This is a genomic window from Leisingera sp. NJS201 (genome assembly GCF_004535885.1).
Lineage (GTDB): Bacteria > Pseudomonadota > Alphaproteobacteria > Rhodobacterales > Rhodobacteraceae > Leisingera.
This window is the reverse complement of record NZ_CP038234.1, coordinates 3,060,696-3,077,055: the sequence shown is the minus strand read 5'-3', so window position 1 is coordinate 3,077,055 and position 16,360 is coordinate 3,060,696. Positions and strand designations below refer to the sequence as shown.

Sequence of the window (16,360 nt, the reverse complement as noted above, 5' to 3'; positions counted from 1 at the left end):
TAATAATCAACTGGGAGAGAAGAATGAAACTGAAAGCATTGCTTGCCGCGGCCACTGCAGCCGCCGCCCTGACTGCTGGCGCCGCTGCTGCGGAACAGGTAAAGATCGGCATCGCCGCCGAGCCCTATCCGCCGTTTGCATCGCTCGACAGCTCCGGCAACTGGGTCGGCTGGGAGGTCGAGATGATCGGCGCAGTTTGCGCCGCGGCTGAACTGGACTGCGTGATAACGCCGGTGGCCTGGGACGGCATTATCCCGTCGCTGACCGGCCAGCAGATCGACGCCATCATGGCCTCGATGTCGATCACCGAGGAGCGGCTGAAGACCATTGATTTCAGCGATCCCTATTACAACACACCGGCGGTGATCGTGGCGGACAAGTCGATGGATATCGCGCCGACCCCGGACTCGCTGGCGGGTAAGATCGTGGGCATTCAGGCCTCGACCATCCACCAGGCCTATGCGCAGGAGTACTTTAAGGACGCCGAGCTGAAGGTCTATCAGACCCAGGATGAGGCCAATCAGGATCTGTTTGCCGGCCGCATTGATGCAACCCAGGCGGACAGCATCGCAATGGCGGACTTCGTGGGTTCCGATACCGGCAGCTGCTGCGAGATCAAGGGCGCGGTTGCTGATGATCCGGCGATCCTGGGCCGCGGTGTCGGCGCTGGTGTGCGGCAGGGCGATGACGCACTGCGCGAGGCGCTGAACAAGGGTATCGCCGCAGTCCTGGCCGATGGCACCCATGAGAAGATCACTGCCAAATACTTCACCACCAGCATCTACTAAGCTGCTGCCATGACCGGACTGTTCGAATTACTGGGCCTTGGCGCCAGCGCAGAGCTGCTGTCGCTGTCGGGCTGGGGAGGCAACCTGCTGCGCGGGCTTGCCAATTCCTTGCAAATCGCCATTGGCGCCTATGGGCTGGGGCTGGTGATCGGGCTGTTCGGAGCTTATGGCAAACTTTATGGCGGGAAGGTCACGCGCGATCTTCTCGCCATTTACACCACGGTGATCCGGGCGGTGCCGGAACTGGTGCTGATCCTGATCCTTTATTACGTGGGCAGCGATATCATCAACAAGATCTCCGAAGGCTTGGGCGGCGGCCGGGTTGAGATTAACGGCGTTGCAGCCGGCATCTGGGTTTTGGGTGTGGTGCAGGGGGCCTATGCCACCGAAGTGCTGCGCGGCGCCATCCAGGCGGTCCCTGTGGGCCAGATCGAGGCGGCGAAATCCTATGGCATGCCGGGTTTCATGATCATGCGGAGGGTGACGATCCCGGCGATGATGAGCTTTGCGGTGCCGGGGCTGGCAAACCTGTGGCTGATCGCCACCAAGGACACCGCGCTGCTGGCGGTTGTCGGCTTTAACGAGCTGACGCTGGAGACCCGCCAGGCGGCCAGCAGCACGCGGGCCTATTTCACCTTTTTCCTGGCGGCCGGGTTCCTTTATCTGATGGTGACGCTGTGTTCCGGCGCGGTCTTTGCCCGGATTGAAAAATGGGCGCGGCGCGGCCAGCCCTCGCTGAGGGGGGTACGTCATGACCGGCCTCAGGGATCTGATGCAGCCGCACCGTATTGTGATGATGCTGATCTTTGCGGCGCTGGTGATCTGGTGCGCGGTTTCGCTGCGCTGGGATTGGCTGCCGAAATATGCGCCGCTGGCGCTGGAAGGGCTGTGGACCACAATCTGGATCCTGGCGGCATCCCTAGTCATAGGTTTCCTGCTGGCGGTGCCGCTGGGGCTGGCACAGGCCGTTGGCCCCTGGTATCTGTCCGTTCCTGCGCGCACCTTCTGCACTATTATCCGCGGCACGCCTTTGCTGCTGCAGATCTGGCTGCTTTATTACGGGCTGGGCTCGCTGTTTCCGCAGTTTCCCTGGATCCGCTCATCCGAGTTGTGGCCGTACCTGCGGCAGGCCTGGCCCTATGCAGTGCTTGCACTGTCGCTGTCTTATGCGGGCTATGAGGGTGAGGTCATGCGGGGTGCGTTTTCCAGTGTTGCCAAGGGGCAGCTGGAGGCGGCGAAATCCTTTGGCATGCCGCGGTTCACCATGTTCCGCCGGATCTGGCTGCCGCAGGCAATCCGCAATGTGCTGCCGACCCTGGGTGGTGAAACCATCCTGCAGCTGAAGGCGACGCCGCTGGTGGCGACAATCACGGTGGTCGAGATCTATTCGGTATCCTCCCGCGTGCGGTCAGATACATTCATTGTCTATGAGCCGCTGTTGCTTCTTGCCGTGGTCTATATGGCGATTGCGGGCGTGATAACCCTGGCCTTCCGGCGGTTCGAGAAAGGTTGAACTGACGGGCTGTTAGCCTGTCATCCGGACCCTGGTCAAACGGCCCGGAATCTCTGATTTATCTGACATACATCAAATAACGGCACTGCAGTTCCCTCTAGTGTCAGCGGCGAATGCAGCAAGAGAATCTTGTAACAGATGCCGCGCACCTTTTTCATATCATCGTTTTGCCGCGCCGGGTTTTTCCGGCGGCTGACGGGTGTGTGCGCCATTTTCATGCTGGTGCTGCAAACAGCGTTCCCCGGTGCGGCACAGGCTGCAGCGGGCGGTGATTGGATCGAGATCTGCGGCGAATTCGGCGTGGTGGAAATTCAGATCGCTTCCGAGGACAGCAGCAAAACGCAGGATTGTCCCAAATGCAGTACCTGTCCGCTGTGCGCTGCTGAAAACGGGGCCGGGCCTGTAAGCGTCCTGCGCTCTGGCATCAGCCAGGCTGCCGGCTGCGCCGTGCTGCTCCCTGCGGAAACCGCGGTGCAGCCGAACCCGGCGCAATACTGGCATGAGGGCCGCGGGCCTCCGTTGGTCGCAGAAACAGAATCCGAACGCGCCTTGCGCGCGTCCGTGGCAGCCACTCTAACGAAAGGAGAGGCGCCATGGTCCTGACACGCGCCTTCCGGGGCTGGATGACAGCCCTTGTAATGACAATCGCCGCGCTGTTTGCCGGCGCGGCTGAGGCGGACAGCCTCGACTCTTTCCTGACAGAATTGACACCTGCCGATCTGGTGCCTGGTGCTGAGACCTTTGGCCCGGTGCGCAGCGATGTGCCGGTTGCGCCGGTTCTGAAGGCGGGCGAAACAATCGCCTATGCCTTTCTGACCTCCGATTTCGTCGGAACCACCGGGTACAGCGGCAAGCCGATCCATGTGGTGGCCGCGATTGACACCGATGCGGTGCTGATCGGCGTGAAGCTGGTCAAACACTCGGAACCGATCGTGCTGATCGGCATCCCGAACGCCAAGATGGTCAAGCTGACCGAAAGCTACGCCGGGCTGGACCTGAAGGCCGAGGCGGCGGCGGGCGGCGATGCCCATGATCTCGACATCATCTCGGGTGCGACGGTGACCATTATGGTGATCGACGACAGCCTGGTGCGCGCCGGGATCAAGGTGGCGCGGGCGCTGGGGCTGGGCGGGCTGTCGCCGGTGCAGGCGGACGGGCCGAAGCGCGAGGTCGATATGGCCCGCGAGGAAGTCGCGGATTGGACCGCGCTGGCAGGCGACGGCTCGGTCCGGCGGGTGACGCTGGACGTGGGCCAGATCAACGCGGCCTTTGAGGCCACGGGCGACAGCCGTGCGATCAAACGGCCTGAGGCCGGAGCGCCGGACGATACTTTCATCGATATGCAAATGGCGCTGGTTTCGGTGCCGTCGATCGGCAAGTCGCTGCTGGGCGAGGCCGAATACCAGAACCTGAAGGCCTGGCTGAAGGAGGGTGAGCACGCCATTCTGGTGCTGGGGCGGGGCAGCTACAGCTTCAAAGGGTCGGGCTATGTGCGGGGCGGCATCTTTGACCGGATTCAGCTGATCCAGGGCGATGCTTCGGTGCGGTTCTTTGACAAGCAGCACAAGCGGCTGGGGGGATTGGCCACGAGCGACAGCCCCAGCTTTGGTGAACTGGACCTGTTCAAAATCCCGGCGGATGCGGAATTTGATCCGGCCGAACCGTTCCGCCTGCAGCTTTTGGTGCAGCGGTCGGTGGGGGCGCTGGAGCGGGCGTTCCTGACCTTTGATCTGGGCTACAAACTGCCGGAGCAATATCTGCTGCCTGCCGCACCTGCACCCAAGATGGTGGCGGACGACACCGGCGAGGCTGCAGCAAAGGCAGCCCTGTGGCAGCGGATCTGGAAGGACCGCACACTGGAGATCGGGGTTCTGGGTGTGATGCTGCTGGTGCTGACAGGGGTTTTCTTCTTCCAGTTCCAGGCCACCGCGAATGCGCGTGTCTTTTACTGGTTCCGCATCGGATACCTGACCGTCACCCTGGTGTTTCTGGGCTGGTACGCCAATGCGCAGCTGAGCGTGGTGAACCTGATGGCGCTGGCAGGCAGCTTGCGGGGCGGGTTTTCCTGGGATGCTTTCCTGCTGGATCCGCTGGTCTTCATCCAGTGGTTTGCCGTTGCCGCAGCACTGCTGTTCTGGGGCGGGGCGCCTATTGCGGCTGGCTGTGCCCGTTCGGCGCGCTGCAGGAGCTGACCAACAAGATCGCCCGTGCGTGCCGCGTGCCGCAGATCACCTTGCCGTGGGGCCTGCACGAGCGCCTGTGGCCTGCGAAATACATGATCTTCCTCGGGCTGTTCGGTATCTCCATGGTGTCGATCCCGCTGGCGGAAACCTATGCCGAGGTGGAGCCGTTCAAGACCGCGATCATCCTGAAGTTCGTGCGTGACTGGCCGTTTGTGGTCTTTGCGCTGGTGCTTCTGGGGCTCGGTCTGTTCGTTGAGCGGTTCTATTGCCGCTACCTGTGCCCGCTGGGGGCAGCTTTGGCGATCCCGGCGCGGGTGCGGATGTTCGACTGGCTGCGCCGCTACAAGGAATGCGGCAGCCCCTGCCAGACCTGCGCCAATGAGTGCCCTGTTCAGGCCATTCACCCCACCGGTGAGATCAATCCGAACGAATGTGTCGACTGCCTGCATTGCCAGGTTCTGTATCAATCCGAATCCAAATGCCCGGTTGTGATCAAACAGCTGAAACGCCGGGCCAAGACCGGCAGCCCGGCACCAGACGTCACTCTGGGCAGGCCGCCCGCCAATCACCCCAACGCGAACAGGACAAAAGTTTCCTGAAGGAGGACATCATGTCTGAAGATCTGAAAAATAAACTGCCCGTCACCCGCCGCGGCCTTCTGGGGGCGACTGCCTCTGGTGCCGTGCTGGCGGCCACTGGCGCCGGCTCCGCGCTGCTGGGGGCCAAACCCGCGCGCGCGGCAAGCGGTGTGAACCTGGCACCGGGCGAACTGGATGAATATTATGGCTTCTGGTCCTCGGGCCAGACCGGCGAGCTGCGTATCCTGGGCGTGCCGTCAATGCGGGAGTTCATGCGGATCCCGGTGTTCAACCGCTGTTCGGCCACCGGCTGGGGCCAGACCAACGAGTCGCTGAAGATCCTGACCGAGGGCCTGCTGCCGGAAACCAAGGAATTCCTGGCCGCCAACGGCAAGGTTACCTATGACAACGGCGACCTGCACCACCCGCATATGTCGTTCACCGATGGCACCTATGACGGCCGCTTTATCTTTATGAACGACAAGGCCAACACCCGTGTCGCCCGGGTGCGCTGCGACGTGATGAAATGCGACAAGATCATCGAGATCCCCAACGCCAAGGACATCCACGGTCTGCGCCCGCAGAAATTCCCGCGCACCGGCTATGTCTTTGCCAACGGTGAGCACGAGGCGCCGCTGATCAATGACGGCCAGATCCTGGATGATCCGTCGCAATACGTGAACATCTTCTCCGCCATCGACGGCGACACCATGAAAGTCGCCTGGCAGGTGATCGTCTCGGGCAACCTGGACAACACCGACTGCGACTATCAGGGCAAATACGCCTATTCGACCTCCTACAACTCGGAAATGGGCATGACCCTGGCCGAGATGACCGAGAATGAGCTGGACCACGTTGTTGTTTTCAACATCGCGGCGATTGAGGCAGCGATTGAGGCCGGCAACTATGAAGAGCTGAACGGTGCCAAAGTTGTCGACGGGCGCAAGGACGCGCCGGGCAAGCTGACCCGGTATATCCCGATCCCGAACTCGCCGCATGGCATCAACACTGCGCCGGACAAGAAACACGTCTGCGTCAACGGCAAGCTGTCCCCGACCGTGTCGGTGATTGATGTCGAAAAGCTGGACGCGCTGTTTGATGCGGATGCCGATCCGCGCTCGGCAGTGGTTGCCGAACCGCAGCTGGGCCTTGGCCCGCTTCACACCGCCTTTGACAACCGCGGCTATGCCTACACCACCCTGTTCCTGGACAGCCAGGTGGTGAAATGGGACATCGCCAAGGCGATCGAAGCCTATGCCGGCGCTGATGTGGACCCGATCCTGGACAAAGTCGACGTGCAGTATCAGCCGGGCCACAACTCCACCTCGATGGGGGAGACCGCCGAGGCGGACGGCAAGTGGCTGATCTCGATGAACAAGTTTTCCAAGGACCGGTTCCTGAACGTCGGCCCGCTGAAGCCCGAGAACGAGCAGCTGATCGATATTTCCGGCGATAAGATGACTGTGGTGCATGACGGCCCGACCTTTGCCGAGCCGCATGACTCGATCATTGTTCACCGTTCCAAGGTGAACCCGGTCAATCTTTGGGACCGCAACGACCCGATGTGGTCGGACGCGCGTGCACAGGCCGAGGCAGATGGGGTGGATCTGGACGACTGGCAGGACACCATTGTGCGCGATGGCGACAAGGTGCGGGTTTACATGTCCAGCCAGGCGCCGAACTTCAGCCTGGAGAAGTTCACCGTCAAGCAGGGCGACGAGGTCACCGTCTATGTCACCAACCTGGACGACATCGACGACCTGACCCACGGCTTCTGCCTGTCGAACTTCGGCGTTGCGATGGAGGTCGGGCCGCAGGCAACCGCGTCCGTCACCTTCAAGGCCGAACGCCCGGGTGTGCATTGGTACTATTGCCAGTGGTTCTGCCACGCGCTGCATATGGAAATGCGCGGCCGGATGCTGGTTGAGCCGCGGAGCGCGTAAACATGAAACGGCTCCTGCCCATATCCTTGTTTGCGGCTCTTTCCTGCCTGGCGCCCGCGTGGGCGGCGGATTGGGAGGTGCCCAACCGGGCAGGGGCCATTGCTGAAATACTGGCGCAGGCGGCGGATGGCGACACCCTCCGCCTCGCCGCCGGCGAATATGCAGAAACTCTGGTGCTGGACCGGCCGGTCATTCTGGACGGGCGGGGTCACGCCACCTTGGACGGTCAGGGCCAGGGATCGGTGATCACCGTGACTGGGCCAAGCGTGACCGTGCAGAACCTGACCGTTGTGGGCTCCGGCTCCTCGCATCAGGAGATCGACAGCGGCATCAAACTTACCAAGACGGCGAAGGCGCCGCAGATCCTGAACAATGTGCTGCTGGGCAACCTGTATGGCGTGGATATTCACGGCGCCAAGGACAGCCTGGTGCAGGGCAACCGGATCGAAGGCCGCTTAGACCGCCATATGAATGCCCGCGGCAATGGCGTCTACGTGTGGAATGCGCCGGGCGCGGTGGTCGACGGCAATGACATCCGCTTTGGCCGCGACGGGATCTTTGTGAACAGTTCCAGGAAAAACACGTTCACCAACAATGTGTTCCGCGATCTGCGCTTTGCGGTGCACTATATGTACGCGGACAATTCCGAAGTTTCCGGCAATGTCTCGATAGGCAATCACCTGGGCTATGCGGTGATGTTTTCCACGCGCGTCAAGGTGACGGGAAACGTCTCGCTGAATGACCGCGATCATGGAGTGATGCTGAACTACGCCAATCAGGGCGAGTTCCGGGGCAACTATGTAAAGGGCGCCAAGGGAAAATGCACCTTCCTCTACAATGCGCACAAGAATGATTTCTCGGGCAATTGGTTTGAGGGTTGCGGCATTGGCATCCATTTCACCGCGGGCAGCGCGGGCAACCGGATGGTGGGCAATGCCTTTGTCGGCAACCGGCATCAGGTGAAATTCGTCTCCACCAAATGGGTGGAATGGTCTGAGGCGGGCCAGGGTAACTATTGGTCCGATTTCGCGGGTTTTGATGTGGACGGGGATGGCATCGCCGATGCGCCCTACCGTCCGAATGACAGTATGGATCATGTGCTGTGGACCCAGCCGGCGGCGAAGCTGCTGATGGGCTCACCCGCGGTGCAATTGGTGAAGTGGTCGCAATCGGCTTTCCCGGCGCTGCTGCCGGGCGGGGTGATCGACAGCCACCCGCTGATGCGGCCGGAACGGCCAGAGGCCGCCAGAAAGGTTGAACAGGATGGATAAGGCAAACAGCCCGCTGCAGATCCGCGCGCTGGACAAGTTCCGAGGCAAAACCCAGGTTCTGCATGGCATCGAACTGGACATCGCACCGGGCGAGCGGCTGGCTTTGCTGGGCCACAACGGCGCCGGCAAGTCGACGCTGATCAAGGCGGTGCTGGGCCTGATCCGGCATGAGGGCGGCAGCATCCGTATCTGCGGCGCGGCGCCCGGCAGTGCGGCAGCGCGTTCTGCCACCGCCTTTCTGCCCGAGGCGGTCAGCTTTCACCCGGCACTGACCGGGCATGAGCAGCTGTCGCTGTTTGCCCGCCTGGCCGGGGAGCGCCCGGATATTGACGGATTGCTGGAACGTGTTGGGTTGGGTGAGGCCATGCACCGCCGCATCGGTGCCTATTCCAAGGGGATGCGGCAGCGGCTGGGTTTGGCGCAGGTGCTGCTGGGCCGCCCGAAGCTGGCGCTGCTGGATGAACCGACCAGCGGTCTGGATCCGATCTCGCGCCAGGACCTGTACGCCATCATCAATGAATTGGCAGAGCAGGGCGCCGCAGTGCTGATTGCCAGCCACGCGCTGACCGAGGTGGAGGCGCGCACCGACCGTATCGCGATTCTGCGCAAAGGCGTGAAGGTGGCGGATGACACGCTGGCAGGCCTTTCGGCCCAGGCCGGGCTGCCGGTCAAGCTGCGGGTGCAGGCGCGTGCATCGCAAGCGGACCGGATTGCCATTGAAACCGGCGGGCGCCGTATCAATGGCGCCTCGGTCGAGATCCTGTGCAACCCGCAGGACAAGATGGCCGAGCTGCGCAAGATTGCGGCCATGGGCGATGCGGTGGCGGATATCGACATGGTGCCGCCGCGGCTGGAAGACCTTTACCGCCATTATTCAGGGGAGGACCGCAAATGAGACGCGCCTTTGCTATTGCCCGCGCCGAGATGCTGATCCTGCGCCGCAACCGCTGGCTGTTCATGGCCACGCTGATCATGCTGGCCTTTGCGCTGGCGCTGTCCTTTGCCGGTTCGGCGCCGACGGGGACGCTGGGGTGGATATGCTGACAGTGTCCGTCGCCTCGATGACCACGCTGTCGGTCTATCTGGCGCCGCTTCTGGCGCTGATGATGGGGTTTGATGCGGTGGCCGGGGACCGCGACAGGGGCAGCCTTGCACTGCTCCTGGCCTATCCCGCGGGGCGGGCAGAGATCCTGTTGGGCAAGCTGATGGCGCATCTGACCGCACTGGCGATTGCGATGATCATCGGTTTTGGCGCGGCGGGGGCTGTTGCCGCCTGGTTCGGCGGTGCGGGGCCTGAAAGCCTGCTGGCGCTGGGGCGGCTGGTGCTGACCTCGATCCTGCTGGGAGCCGTGTTCCTGGTGCTGGGCTATGCGCTGTCGGCGCTTTCCAGCGGCGCCACTGCCGCGGCTGGCCTGTCGGCGGGCGTGTGGCTTATGTTTGTGGTGCTTTATGACCTCGGGCTTCTGGGCGCCGTGGTGATGGACAGCGGCGGAGTGTTCACCCAGAAAATCTTTCCTTGGGTGATGGTCGCCAACCCGGCGGATGCGTTCCGGCTGTGGAATGTCGCAGCCTCGGAAAGCGTGGCGCTGTCCAGCGGCATGGCTGGCGCTGCCAGTGCCTTGCCCGGCTGGGCCGCGCCGCTGTCCTTGCTGCTGTGGCCGGCGCTGGGCTTCGGTCTGGCCTGCGCCGCGTTCCGGAGGGTGGAGCCATGAGACACCTGATCCTGGCTGCCGCGCTGGTCTTGTCTGCCTGTCAGGAAGAGGAGGCCAAGGCGCCGCCAGCGCCGGTGGAGCTGACGGAGGTGGCGCTGAGCTATTTTTGCCAGATGAATGTCTCCGAACACGGCGGGCCGAAGGGGCAAATTCACCTGGATGGCTTCCCTGTGCCGCTGTTTTTTGCCCAGGTGCGCGATCTGGCGGCCTATGTCAAAAGCCCGGAGCGGGATGCGGAGATCACTGCCATCTATGTCAGCGACATGGGCGCGGCGCCCAGCTGGGCGCATCCCGGCACCATGAACTGGATAGATGCCAAGAGCGCGCATTTCGTCGTAGGGTCGAATGTGGCTGGCGGCATGGGGCACCGGAAGTTGTGCCTTTTGCCACGCCTGAGGACGCCGCCCGGTTTGCGGAGCGCTATGGCGGTACTGTTGCCGGGTTCAACAGTATTCCCGATGACGCAGTGCTGGGGCCGGTTGATCTGGACCGTCAGCTGGAGACGCCGTCCTGAGGGCTGCGTCTCCTGACAGTTTCAGACCGTTTCCGGCAGCAGCCGCAGTTCGGCGGCGATGGCATGGCCCTCCATGCCTTCCATCCGGCTGATGCGGGCGGTGCGCTGGGCCAGCTCATGCGAGGCAGCGGCGTTGCAGCGCTGCCAGGTCACAGTCTTGGTGAACTTGTGCACCGACAGCCCGCCAGTGTACCGTGCAGCACCGCTGGTCGGCAGCACGTGATTGGGGCCTGAGGTCTTGTCGCCAAAGGACACCGTGGTCTCCTTGCCCAGAAACAATGAGCCATAGGCCGACAGACGGTCCAGCCACCAGTCGAGATCTTCCGCCTGCACTTGCAGATGTTCGGGCGCGTAGCGGTCGGCCGCCTGCGCGGCCTCCTCGCGGCTATCGCAGAGGACCACCTCGGCGCGTTCGTGCCAGGCGCGGTGGGCGGCAGAGAGATTGGGTTCAGGCAAGCGGTCGATCAGCGCTTGCACCCGGGCGATGACTCCCTTGGCCAGGGCCTCATCGGTGCTGACCAGCCAGACCGGGCTGTCGGCGCCGTGTTCGGCCTGGCTGACCAGATCCCAGGCAACGGTTTCAACATCGGCAGTGTGATCGGCAATCACAAGCGAGTCGGTGGGGCCGGCAAACATATCGATGCCGACCTCGCCGAACAGCATCCGTTTGGCCTCGGCCACATAAGAATTACCAGGGCCGACCAGAATATCGGCGGGCTGTGCGCCGAACAGGCCCTGGGCCATGGCGGCAATGCCCTGCACCCCGCCCAGGTTCAGGATGATGTCTGCTCCGCAGAGGTCCATTGCGTAAATGATGGCGTCGGGAATGCCGGTTCCGGGGCGGGTTGGCGAGACTGCGGTGATGTGGGGAACGCCGGCCACCTTGGCGGTGGTGATGGTCATCAGCGCGCTGGCGATATGGCTGTAGCGGCCACCTGGCACATAACAGCCGGCACTGGAAACCGGGATCTGCTTCTGGCCCGCGATCAGGCCTGGAATAACCTCAACCTCGCAGTCGCCCATTGTGGCCTTCTGCGCCTCGGCGAAGCGGCGGACGTTGGCATGGGCGAACTGGATGTCCTCCTTCATCTGCTGCGAAACCCGGTTGCAGGCGGCACGGCGCTGGGCGTCTGTTACCACAATAGGGCCGGTCCAGCCGTCGAGTTGTTCCGCGTAGCGGCGCACCGCGTCTTCGCCTTCACGTTCGATATTGGCCAGCATCCCGGCGACTGTATCGCGGATACCGCTGTTTTCGGCAGCGGGGCGGGGCTGGGCCTGTTTGAGGTAGGTGATTGCCATTGGGGTCAGCTCATTTCCATTGGAGGGCCGCCGGATGTGCCGGGGCAGCACGGCGCGGGTTGCGCCTAAAACAGCGCCGTGCAGGCCGCCCGGTCAAGCTGCGGCTTGCAGGTTTCGAAAAACACGAATGTTTGTTTCTAATTGCCGGACAGCCTAATTCCCTTTTGCTGGGAGAGTGCGGAATTCCTCGGCCAGCCAGGGAAAGCGTTCGCTGATAGGATCTGTGAAATGGTGGCGCAGGGATTTCTGCAAGGCCTGGTGGATCAGTTGCGAAGTGGCCGCGGGATAGACGCTGGTGGTGAACAGCGACACCGTGCGGGCAAAGCTCTTACCGGGGAAGCGTACAACCTTGACCTTGTCGTGAAAGCGCTGGGCGCGGTGGTAGCTGGCAGCGGTGGTGACGGTCCAGCCGCTGCCCTCGGAGACCAGACCGACAATCGACTGGTTGCACTCCAGCTCAAACCGGTTGGGAAGAGAGATCTTGAGCCGGGTCAGCTGGGTTTCGATCTGTTTGCCGATGGTGTGATCGCGGGAATAGCGCAGGAAGGGCAAAGATGCATCGGCTTTGGTCAGATCCTCGACGCTGCCGGAATACCCGGTGGGCACCACCAGAATGAAGGGATCGCGCATCAGCGGGTATTCGATCAGATCCGGCAGCAGCCCGGCCGGACGGGTGGCGACGCCGGCGTCCAGTTTCTGCTCCTGCAGCTTTTCAATGATTTCGTGGCTGGGCCGGGTGTAGTGGCGGAAACTGCAGCGGGGCAGCGCGGTAGACAGGAACTGAAACAGTTCCGGCCCGACCTCGTTGTCGAAATCGTCAAGCAAGGCCATCCGCAGATCGGTGGCATGCTGCCAGCTGCCTGAGCGGATCTCGGCCTCGCCGCGTTTAAGCGTCATCAGCCCGTCAAATACATAGCGGGCATAGACCACGCCTGCAGGCGTCAACCCCATTGGACGGCGGGTGTGGTCCACCAGATCAACACCAAGCGCGCTTTCCAGGCTGCGCAGGTGATTGGACACGGTGCTGATCGACAGGCCGGTTTCCGCGGCGGCCTTCTGTATTGATCCCGACTTGGAGATCAGCTGGAACACTTCCAGCCAGCGTAGACTCAGCGTCTTTTGCATATGCGTCCTCCCTTGCGCTTTGCATATGCTATCCACAGATTTGTGCCAAGATATCCGTAAAAATAAAAACTAAGTTTTACTTTATTCGCAAGAGTAATTTTGTGCTATAGTGAAGCGGCTTCCCGGATATGGTTTGCCGTGTAAAAATCAAAGCCATGAGGCTCGCAATGAACGGGCCCGGCGAATTAACTGGGAGACCTTTCAATATGATCAAAAAGTACCTGCTTTCAACAATCTGCGCCGCCGCTGCCTCCATCTCTGCCGTGAATGCCTCTCATTTGGATGAGATTACCGTGGCCTATTTCCTGGAATGGCCAATGCCTTTCCAGTTTGCCAAGGCCAATGGCACCTATGAGGAGGAACTGGGTGTCAAGATCAACTGGGTGTCGTTCGACACCGGCACAGCAATGTCGGCGGCGATGGCGTCCGGCGACGTGCAGATCGCGGTGAGCCAGGGCGTGCCGCCGTTTGTGGTGGCAACCTCCGCCGGCCAGGACATCCAGATTGTGGATGTCGCCGTCAGCTATTCCGACAACGACAACTGTGTGGTGGCCGAGGCGCTTGAGATCGACAAGACCAGCGCAGGCGAGCTGGCCGGAAAGAAAGTGGGTGTGCCGATCGGCACCGCTGCGCATTACAACTTCCTGTCGCAGATGTCGCATTTCGGTGTTGATATCGGCTCGATGGAAGTCGTCGACATGGCGCCGGCGGACGGCGCGGCAGCCTTTGCCCAGGGCAACCTGGACATGGTCTGCGGCTGGGGCGGCGCGTTGCGGCGGATGGTGGAGCATGGCAATGTGCTGCTGACCGGCGCCGAGAAAGAAGAACTGGGCATTCTGGTGTTTGATGTAACCAGCGCACCGGCAGGGTTCATCGCTGAGGATAGCGAACTGCTGAGCAAATTCCTGAAAGTGACCGCAGATGCCAACGCAATGTGGAACTCGGGTGATCACAAGGACGAGATGCTGCCGGTGATTGCCAAGGATGCCGGTATGGACCTGGGCGATGCCGAGGCCACAATTGCCACCTTCAACTTCCCCTCGGCCGAGGATCAGCTGTCCGAAAAATGGCTGGGCGGCGGCGCTCAAAGCTTCATGAAGGGCGTGGCGGATGTGTTTGTGAATGCGGGCAGCATCGAAGCGGCGCTGGAGTCCTATGACGGCGCCGTCGACAGCGCACCGCTGGACGCTGCGCTGAACTGAGCCAGGGCAATCTGGTGCACGACAATCTGATGAAGGTGAACGGCCCGGTTACCGGGCCGTTTGCATCCGCAGCTTAAGCAGGAAGGGGGAGAGATGTCAGGATTGGACATCAAGGGTGTCTCCATGCGTTTTGATCTGCCCAATGGCAGTTCTGTCCAGGCGCTGAAAGACGTCTCATTGAATTTAAAAGCGGGTGAGCTGATGTCGGTGCTGGGGCCGTCGGGCTGCGGCAAGACCACGCTCTTGAACATTCTGGCCGGGTTTCTGGCCCCGACGGAAGGCGCGATTGAGCTGAACGGCCATGGTGTCACCGGGCCGGATGCCGAACGCGGCATGGTGTTCCAGAAAGGCGCGCTGTTTGAATGGATGAACGTGCGCGACAACGTGGAATTCGGGCCGCGCATGAAAGGCATGGCGCGGGCGGAACGGGAAAAGATCTCTGACCGGCTGCTGGATATCGTCGGCCTTCAGGATTTCAAGGAAAAGGCGGTGTATGAGTTGTCGGGCGGCATGCAGCAGCGTGTTGCCTTGGCCCGCTGCCTGGCAAATGAGCCGGACGTGATCCTGATGGACGAACCGCTTGGCGCGCTGGACGCGCTGACGCGGGAGAAGATGCAAGGCCTGGTGCTGAAGCTGTGGAAAGAGACTGGCAAGACCATCATCCTGATCACCCACTCGGTCGAGGAAGCGCTGCTGCTGGGCGAGCGTCTGATCGTGATGGCGCCGCGCCCCGGCCGCATTCACCGCGAATACCAGCTGCCCTTTGCGGAACGCGGGGTGAATGCCGATCTGCGCGACGTCAAGAAATCCGAAGGCTTTGCCGAGACCCGCGATGAGATCCTCTCGATGATCTGGGAAATGGAAGAGGAGATCATGGGCCGGACGGAGCAAGTTGCATGACGGTACTACTGTTCTATATCGCGCTGTTTGCCGGTGCTTTCTTTCTGGTTCAGCTTATCCGCAAGGGGATGCGGTCGCAGCAGGATTTCACCAGCTTGAAAACCGTAACGTTCGGCGATGAAAGCGCCGTGACGCCGGACCGGGCGGCCTCGATCATCTCGGTCCTTGTGATCTTTGTGATCTGGGCGGCCTTTACCGGCTCCAAGCTGCTTCCCATTCACGTGCCGGGGCCCTTTACCGGCGAAACCACATTCACCTACACATTGGAGAATGCTGACGGGGCCACCGATGACGCAGACATCACGGTCAGGGTGGCCGGGTTTGGTGAAGAAAGCCCCAAGTTTGAGGTGGAGCCAGGCGATGGCTTTGCCAAGAACGATGGCCTGGCGGCACAGGCCGGGCGCTCCACCACTCTGATCTTTGACCGTAATGACGAGGTCAAGCGCAAGGAAGGCGCAAAGATCGTCGCTATCAACGGCGAACCCATCGGCCCCGGAACACAAGTGGACGCTGGCGACGGGACGGTGACGCTGACCGGCAAAGGAGCAATCAGTTTTGCGCCGCATAGCGGGTTGCAGATGAACCCGATCTGGCTGCCGGCGCCGGAAACGGTGGTGGCGCGGTTCTTTGAGATTGCCTCGGAAGGCTATCAGAACTTTTCGTTGTGGCAGCATTTGGGCTGGTCGCTGACACGGGTGATCGTGGGTTTTGTGACCGGGGCAATTGTCGGCATTCCGCTGGGTTATGCCATGGGGCTGTCGGGCTGGTTCCGCGGCTGGTTCGACCCGATTGTCGAGTTCATGCGGCCGGTGCCGCCGTTGGCGCTGATCCCGCTGGTGATCATTTGGTTCGGCATCTGGGAAACCGGCAAGATCGTACTGCTGTTCTTGGCCGCGCTCTGGATCATGACGATTGCGGCGCGGGCCGGGGTTTCCGGGGTGAATATCTCGAAAATCCACGCGGCCTATTCGCTGGGCGCGTCCAAGTGGCAGATCATGCGCCATGTGATCGTGCCGAACTCGCTGCCGGAGATCTTTACCGGTGCGCGGGTTGCGATGGGTGTCTGCTGGGGCACCGTTGTGGCCGCGGAACTGGTGGCGGCACAAAAAGGTGCAGGCATGATGATCATCGCCGCCTCAAAATTCCAGCTAACGGATATTGTGATCATGGGGATCGTGCTGATTGGCATCATCGGCTATGGCATCGACATCCTGATGCGTATGGCCGAGAACTGGTTGGTGCCGTGGAAAGGCCGCAGCTGAACCTGTGCCGTGCCGTGCAAAAAAACGCCCGGGGGAAATTCCCGGGCGTTTCTTTGTTTAGGTTTGGCGG

The 16,360-nt window shown here is 61.7% G+C and carries 11 protein-coding genes and 4 pseudogenes; 13 read left to right on the top strand and 2 right to left on the bottom strand.

The annotated features are described in order from the left end of the window. Positions 1-23: 23 nt before the first annotated feature. From ETW23_RS14995 to ETW23_RS14950, 10 genes and pseudogenes are all read left to right on the top strand, one after another. Positions 24-788: a transporter substrate-binding domain-containing protein gene (locus tag ETW23_RS14995; protein ID WP_129371920.1), complete on the top strand. Its 765-nt coding sequence runs from the start codon at positions 24-26 to the stop codon at positions 786-788. Positions 789-797: 9 nt separating this feature from the next. After that, positions 798-1,532: pseudogene (locus tag ETW23_RS14990) on the top strand (ABC transporter permease); the annotation flags it as partial. Positions 1,533-1,539: 7 nt separating this feature from the next. After that, positions 1,540-2,301 (top strand): ABC transporter permease, encoded by a 762-nt coding sequence (locus tag ETW23_RS14985; protein WP_129371918.1) that lies wholly within the window; start codon positions 1,540-1,542, stop codon positions 2,299-2,301. Positions 2,302-2,502: 201 nt separating this feature from the next. Beyond that, a complete protein-coding gene (locus ETW23_RS14980) occupies positions 2,503-2,904 on the top strand; it encodes a hypothetical protein (RefSeq protein WP_254695041.1) in 402 nt (133 codons plus the stop codon). Continuing rightward, positions 2,895-5,083 (top strand): annotated as a pseudogene (locus tag ETW23_RS14975) (4Fe-4S binding protein). Before ETW23_RS14980 ends, ETW23_RS14975 begins: the two are co-directional and overlap by 10 nt. Before the next feature lie 11 nt (positions 5,084-5,094). Beyond that, positions 5,095-7,005 carry a TAT-dependent nitrous-oxide reductase gene (gene nosZ, locus ETW23_RS14970; RefSeq protein WP_134830460.1) on the top strand — a complete coding sequence of 637 codons (1,911 nt, stop codon included), beginning with the start codon at positions 5,095-5,097 and terminating at the stop codon, positions 7,003-7,005. Positions 7,006-7,007: 2 nt separating this feature from the next. Beyond that, positions 7,008-8,276: a nitrous oxide reductase family maturation protein NosD gene (locus tag ETW23_RS14965; protein ID WP_134830459.1), complete on the top strand. Its 1,269-nt coding sequence runs from the start codon at positions 7,008-7,010 to the stop codon at positions 8,274-8,276. Further along, entirely contained in the window at positions 8,269-9,171 is a 903-nt protein-coding gene (locus ETW23_RS14960) for an ABC transporter ATP-binding protein (RefSeq protein ID WP_134830458.1), read from the top strand. Before ETW23_RS14965 ends, ETW23_RS14960 begins: the two co-directional genes overlap by 8 nt. Then, positions 9,168-9,988 (top strand): annotated as a pseudogene (locus ETW23_RS14955) (ABC transporter permease). Before ETW23_RS14960 ends, ETW23_RS14955 begins: the two are co-directional and overlap by 4 nt. Continuing rightward, positions 9,985-10,502 (top strand): annotated as a pseudogene (locus ETW23_RS14950) (nitrous oxide reductase accessory protein NosL). The pseudogenes ETW23_RS14955 and ETW23_RS14950 overlap by 4 nt, the downstream one beginning before the upstream one ends. Positions 10,503-10,523: 21 nt before the next feature. Here ETW23_RS14950 and hisD read toward each other — a convergent pair. Together hisD and ETW23_RS14940 are read right to left on the bottom strand one after the other, a co-directional pair. After that, complete coding sequence (hisD, locus tag ETW23_RS14945) at positions 10,524-11,801, bottom strand: histidinol dehydrogenase (RefSeq protein ID WP_134830457.1); 1,278 nt, start codon at positions 11,799-11,801, stop codon at positions 10,524-10,526. 153 nt (positions 11,802-11,954) lie between these two features. Continuing rightward, positions 11,955-12,926, bottom strand: a complete 972-nt coding sequence (locus tag ETW23_RS14940) for a LysR family transcriptional regulator (RefSeq protein ID WP_129371909.1) — start codon at positions 12,924-12,926, stop codon at positions 11,955-11,957. A gap of 206 nt (positions 12,927-13,132) precedes the next feature. Between ETW23_RS14940 and ETW23_RS14935 the strand changes: the two genes are divergently transcribed. The 3 genes from ETW23_RS14935 to ETW23_RS14925 all read left to right on the top strand — a co-directional run bounded on the left by ETW23_RS14935 (position 13,133) and on the right by ETW23_RS14925 (position 16,290). Then, entirely contained in the window at positions 13,133-14,128 is a 996-nt protein-coding gene (locus ETW23_RS14935; protein WP_134830456.1) for an ABC transporter substrate-binding protein, read from the top strand. 93 nt (positions 14,129-14,221) lie between these two features. Then, positions 14,222-15,028 carry a taurine ABC transporter ATP-binding protein gene (locus ETW23_RS14930; protein WP_134830455.1) on the top strand — a complete coding sequence of 269 codons (807 nt, stop codon included), beginning with the start codon at positions 14,222-14,224 and terminating at the stop codon, positions 15,026-15,028. Next, positions 15,025-16,290: an ABC transporter permease gene (locus ETW23_RS14925; RefSeq protein ID WP_134830454.1), complete on the top strand. Its 1,266-nt coding sequence runs from the start codon at positions 15,025-15,027 to the stop codon at positions 16,288-16,290. The genes ETW23_RS14930 and ETW23_RS14925 overlap by 4 nt, the downstream gene beginning before the upstream one ends. The last annotated feature ends 70 nt before the right edge of the window (positions 16,291-16,360 follow it).

Excerpts from the sequence above, each read along its gene's own strand:
- ETW23_RS14995 (WP_129371920.1), top strand. The coding sequence starts at position 24 with ATGAAACTGAAAGCATTGCTTGCCGCGGCCACTGCAGCCGCCGCCCTG.
- ETW23_RS14930 (WP_134830455.1), top strand. The coding sequence starts at position 14,222 with ATGTCAGGATTGGACATCAAGGGTGTCTCCATGCGTTTTGATCTGCCC.
- ETW23_RS14965 (WP_134830459.1), top strand. The coding sequence starts at position 7,008 with ATGAAACGGCTCCTGCCCATATCCTTGTTTGCGGCTCTTTCCTGCCTG.
- hisD (WP_134830457.1), bottom strand. The coding sequence starts at position 11,801 with ATGGCAATCACCTACCTCAAACAGGCCCAGCCCCGCCCCGCTGCCGAA.
- ETW23_RS14925 (WP_134830454.1), top strand. The coding sequence starts at position 15,025 with ATGACGGTACTACTGTTCTATATCGCGCTGTTTGCCGGTGCTTTCTTT.
- ETW23_RS14985 (WP_129371918.1), top strand. The coding sequence starts at position 1,540 with ATGACCGGCCTCAGGGATCTGATGCAGCCGCACCGTATTGTGATGATG.
- ETW23_RS14960 (WP_134830458.1), top strand. The coding sequence starts at position 8,269 with ATGGATAAGGCAAACAGCCCGCTGCAGATCCGCGCGCTGGACAAGTTC.
- ETW23_RS14935 (WP_134830456.1), top strand. The coding sequence starts at position 13,133 with ATGATCAAAAAGTACCTGCTTTCAACAATCTGCGCCGCCGCTGCCTCC.
- nosZ (WP_134830460.1), top strand. The coding sequence starts at position 5,095 with ATGTCTGAAGATCTGAAAAATAAACTGCCCGTCACCCGCCGCGGCCTT.
- ETW23_RS14940 (WP_129371909.1), bottom strand. The coding sequence starts at position 12,926 with ATGCAAAAGACGCTGAGTCTACGCTGGCTGGAAGTGTTCCAGCTGATC.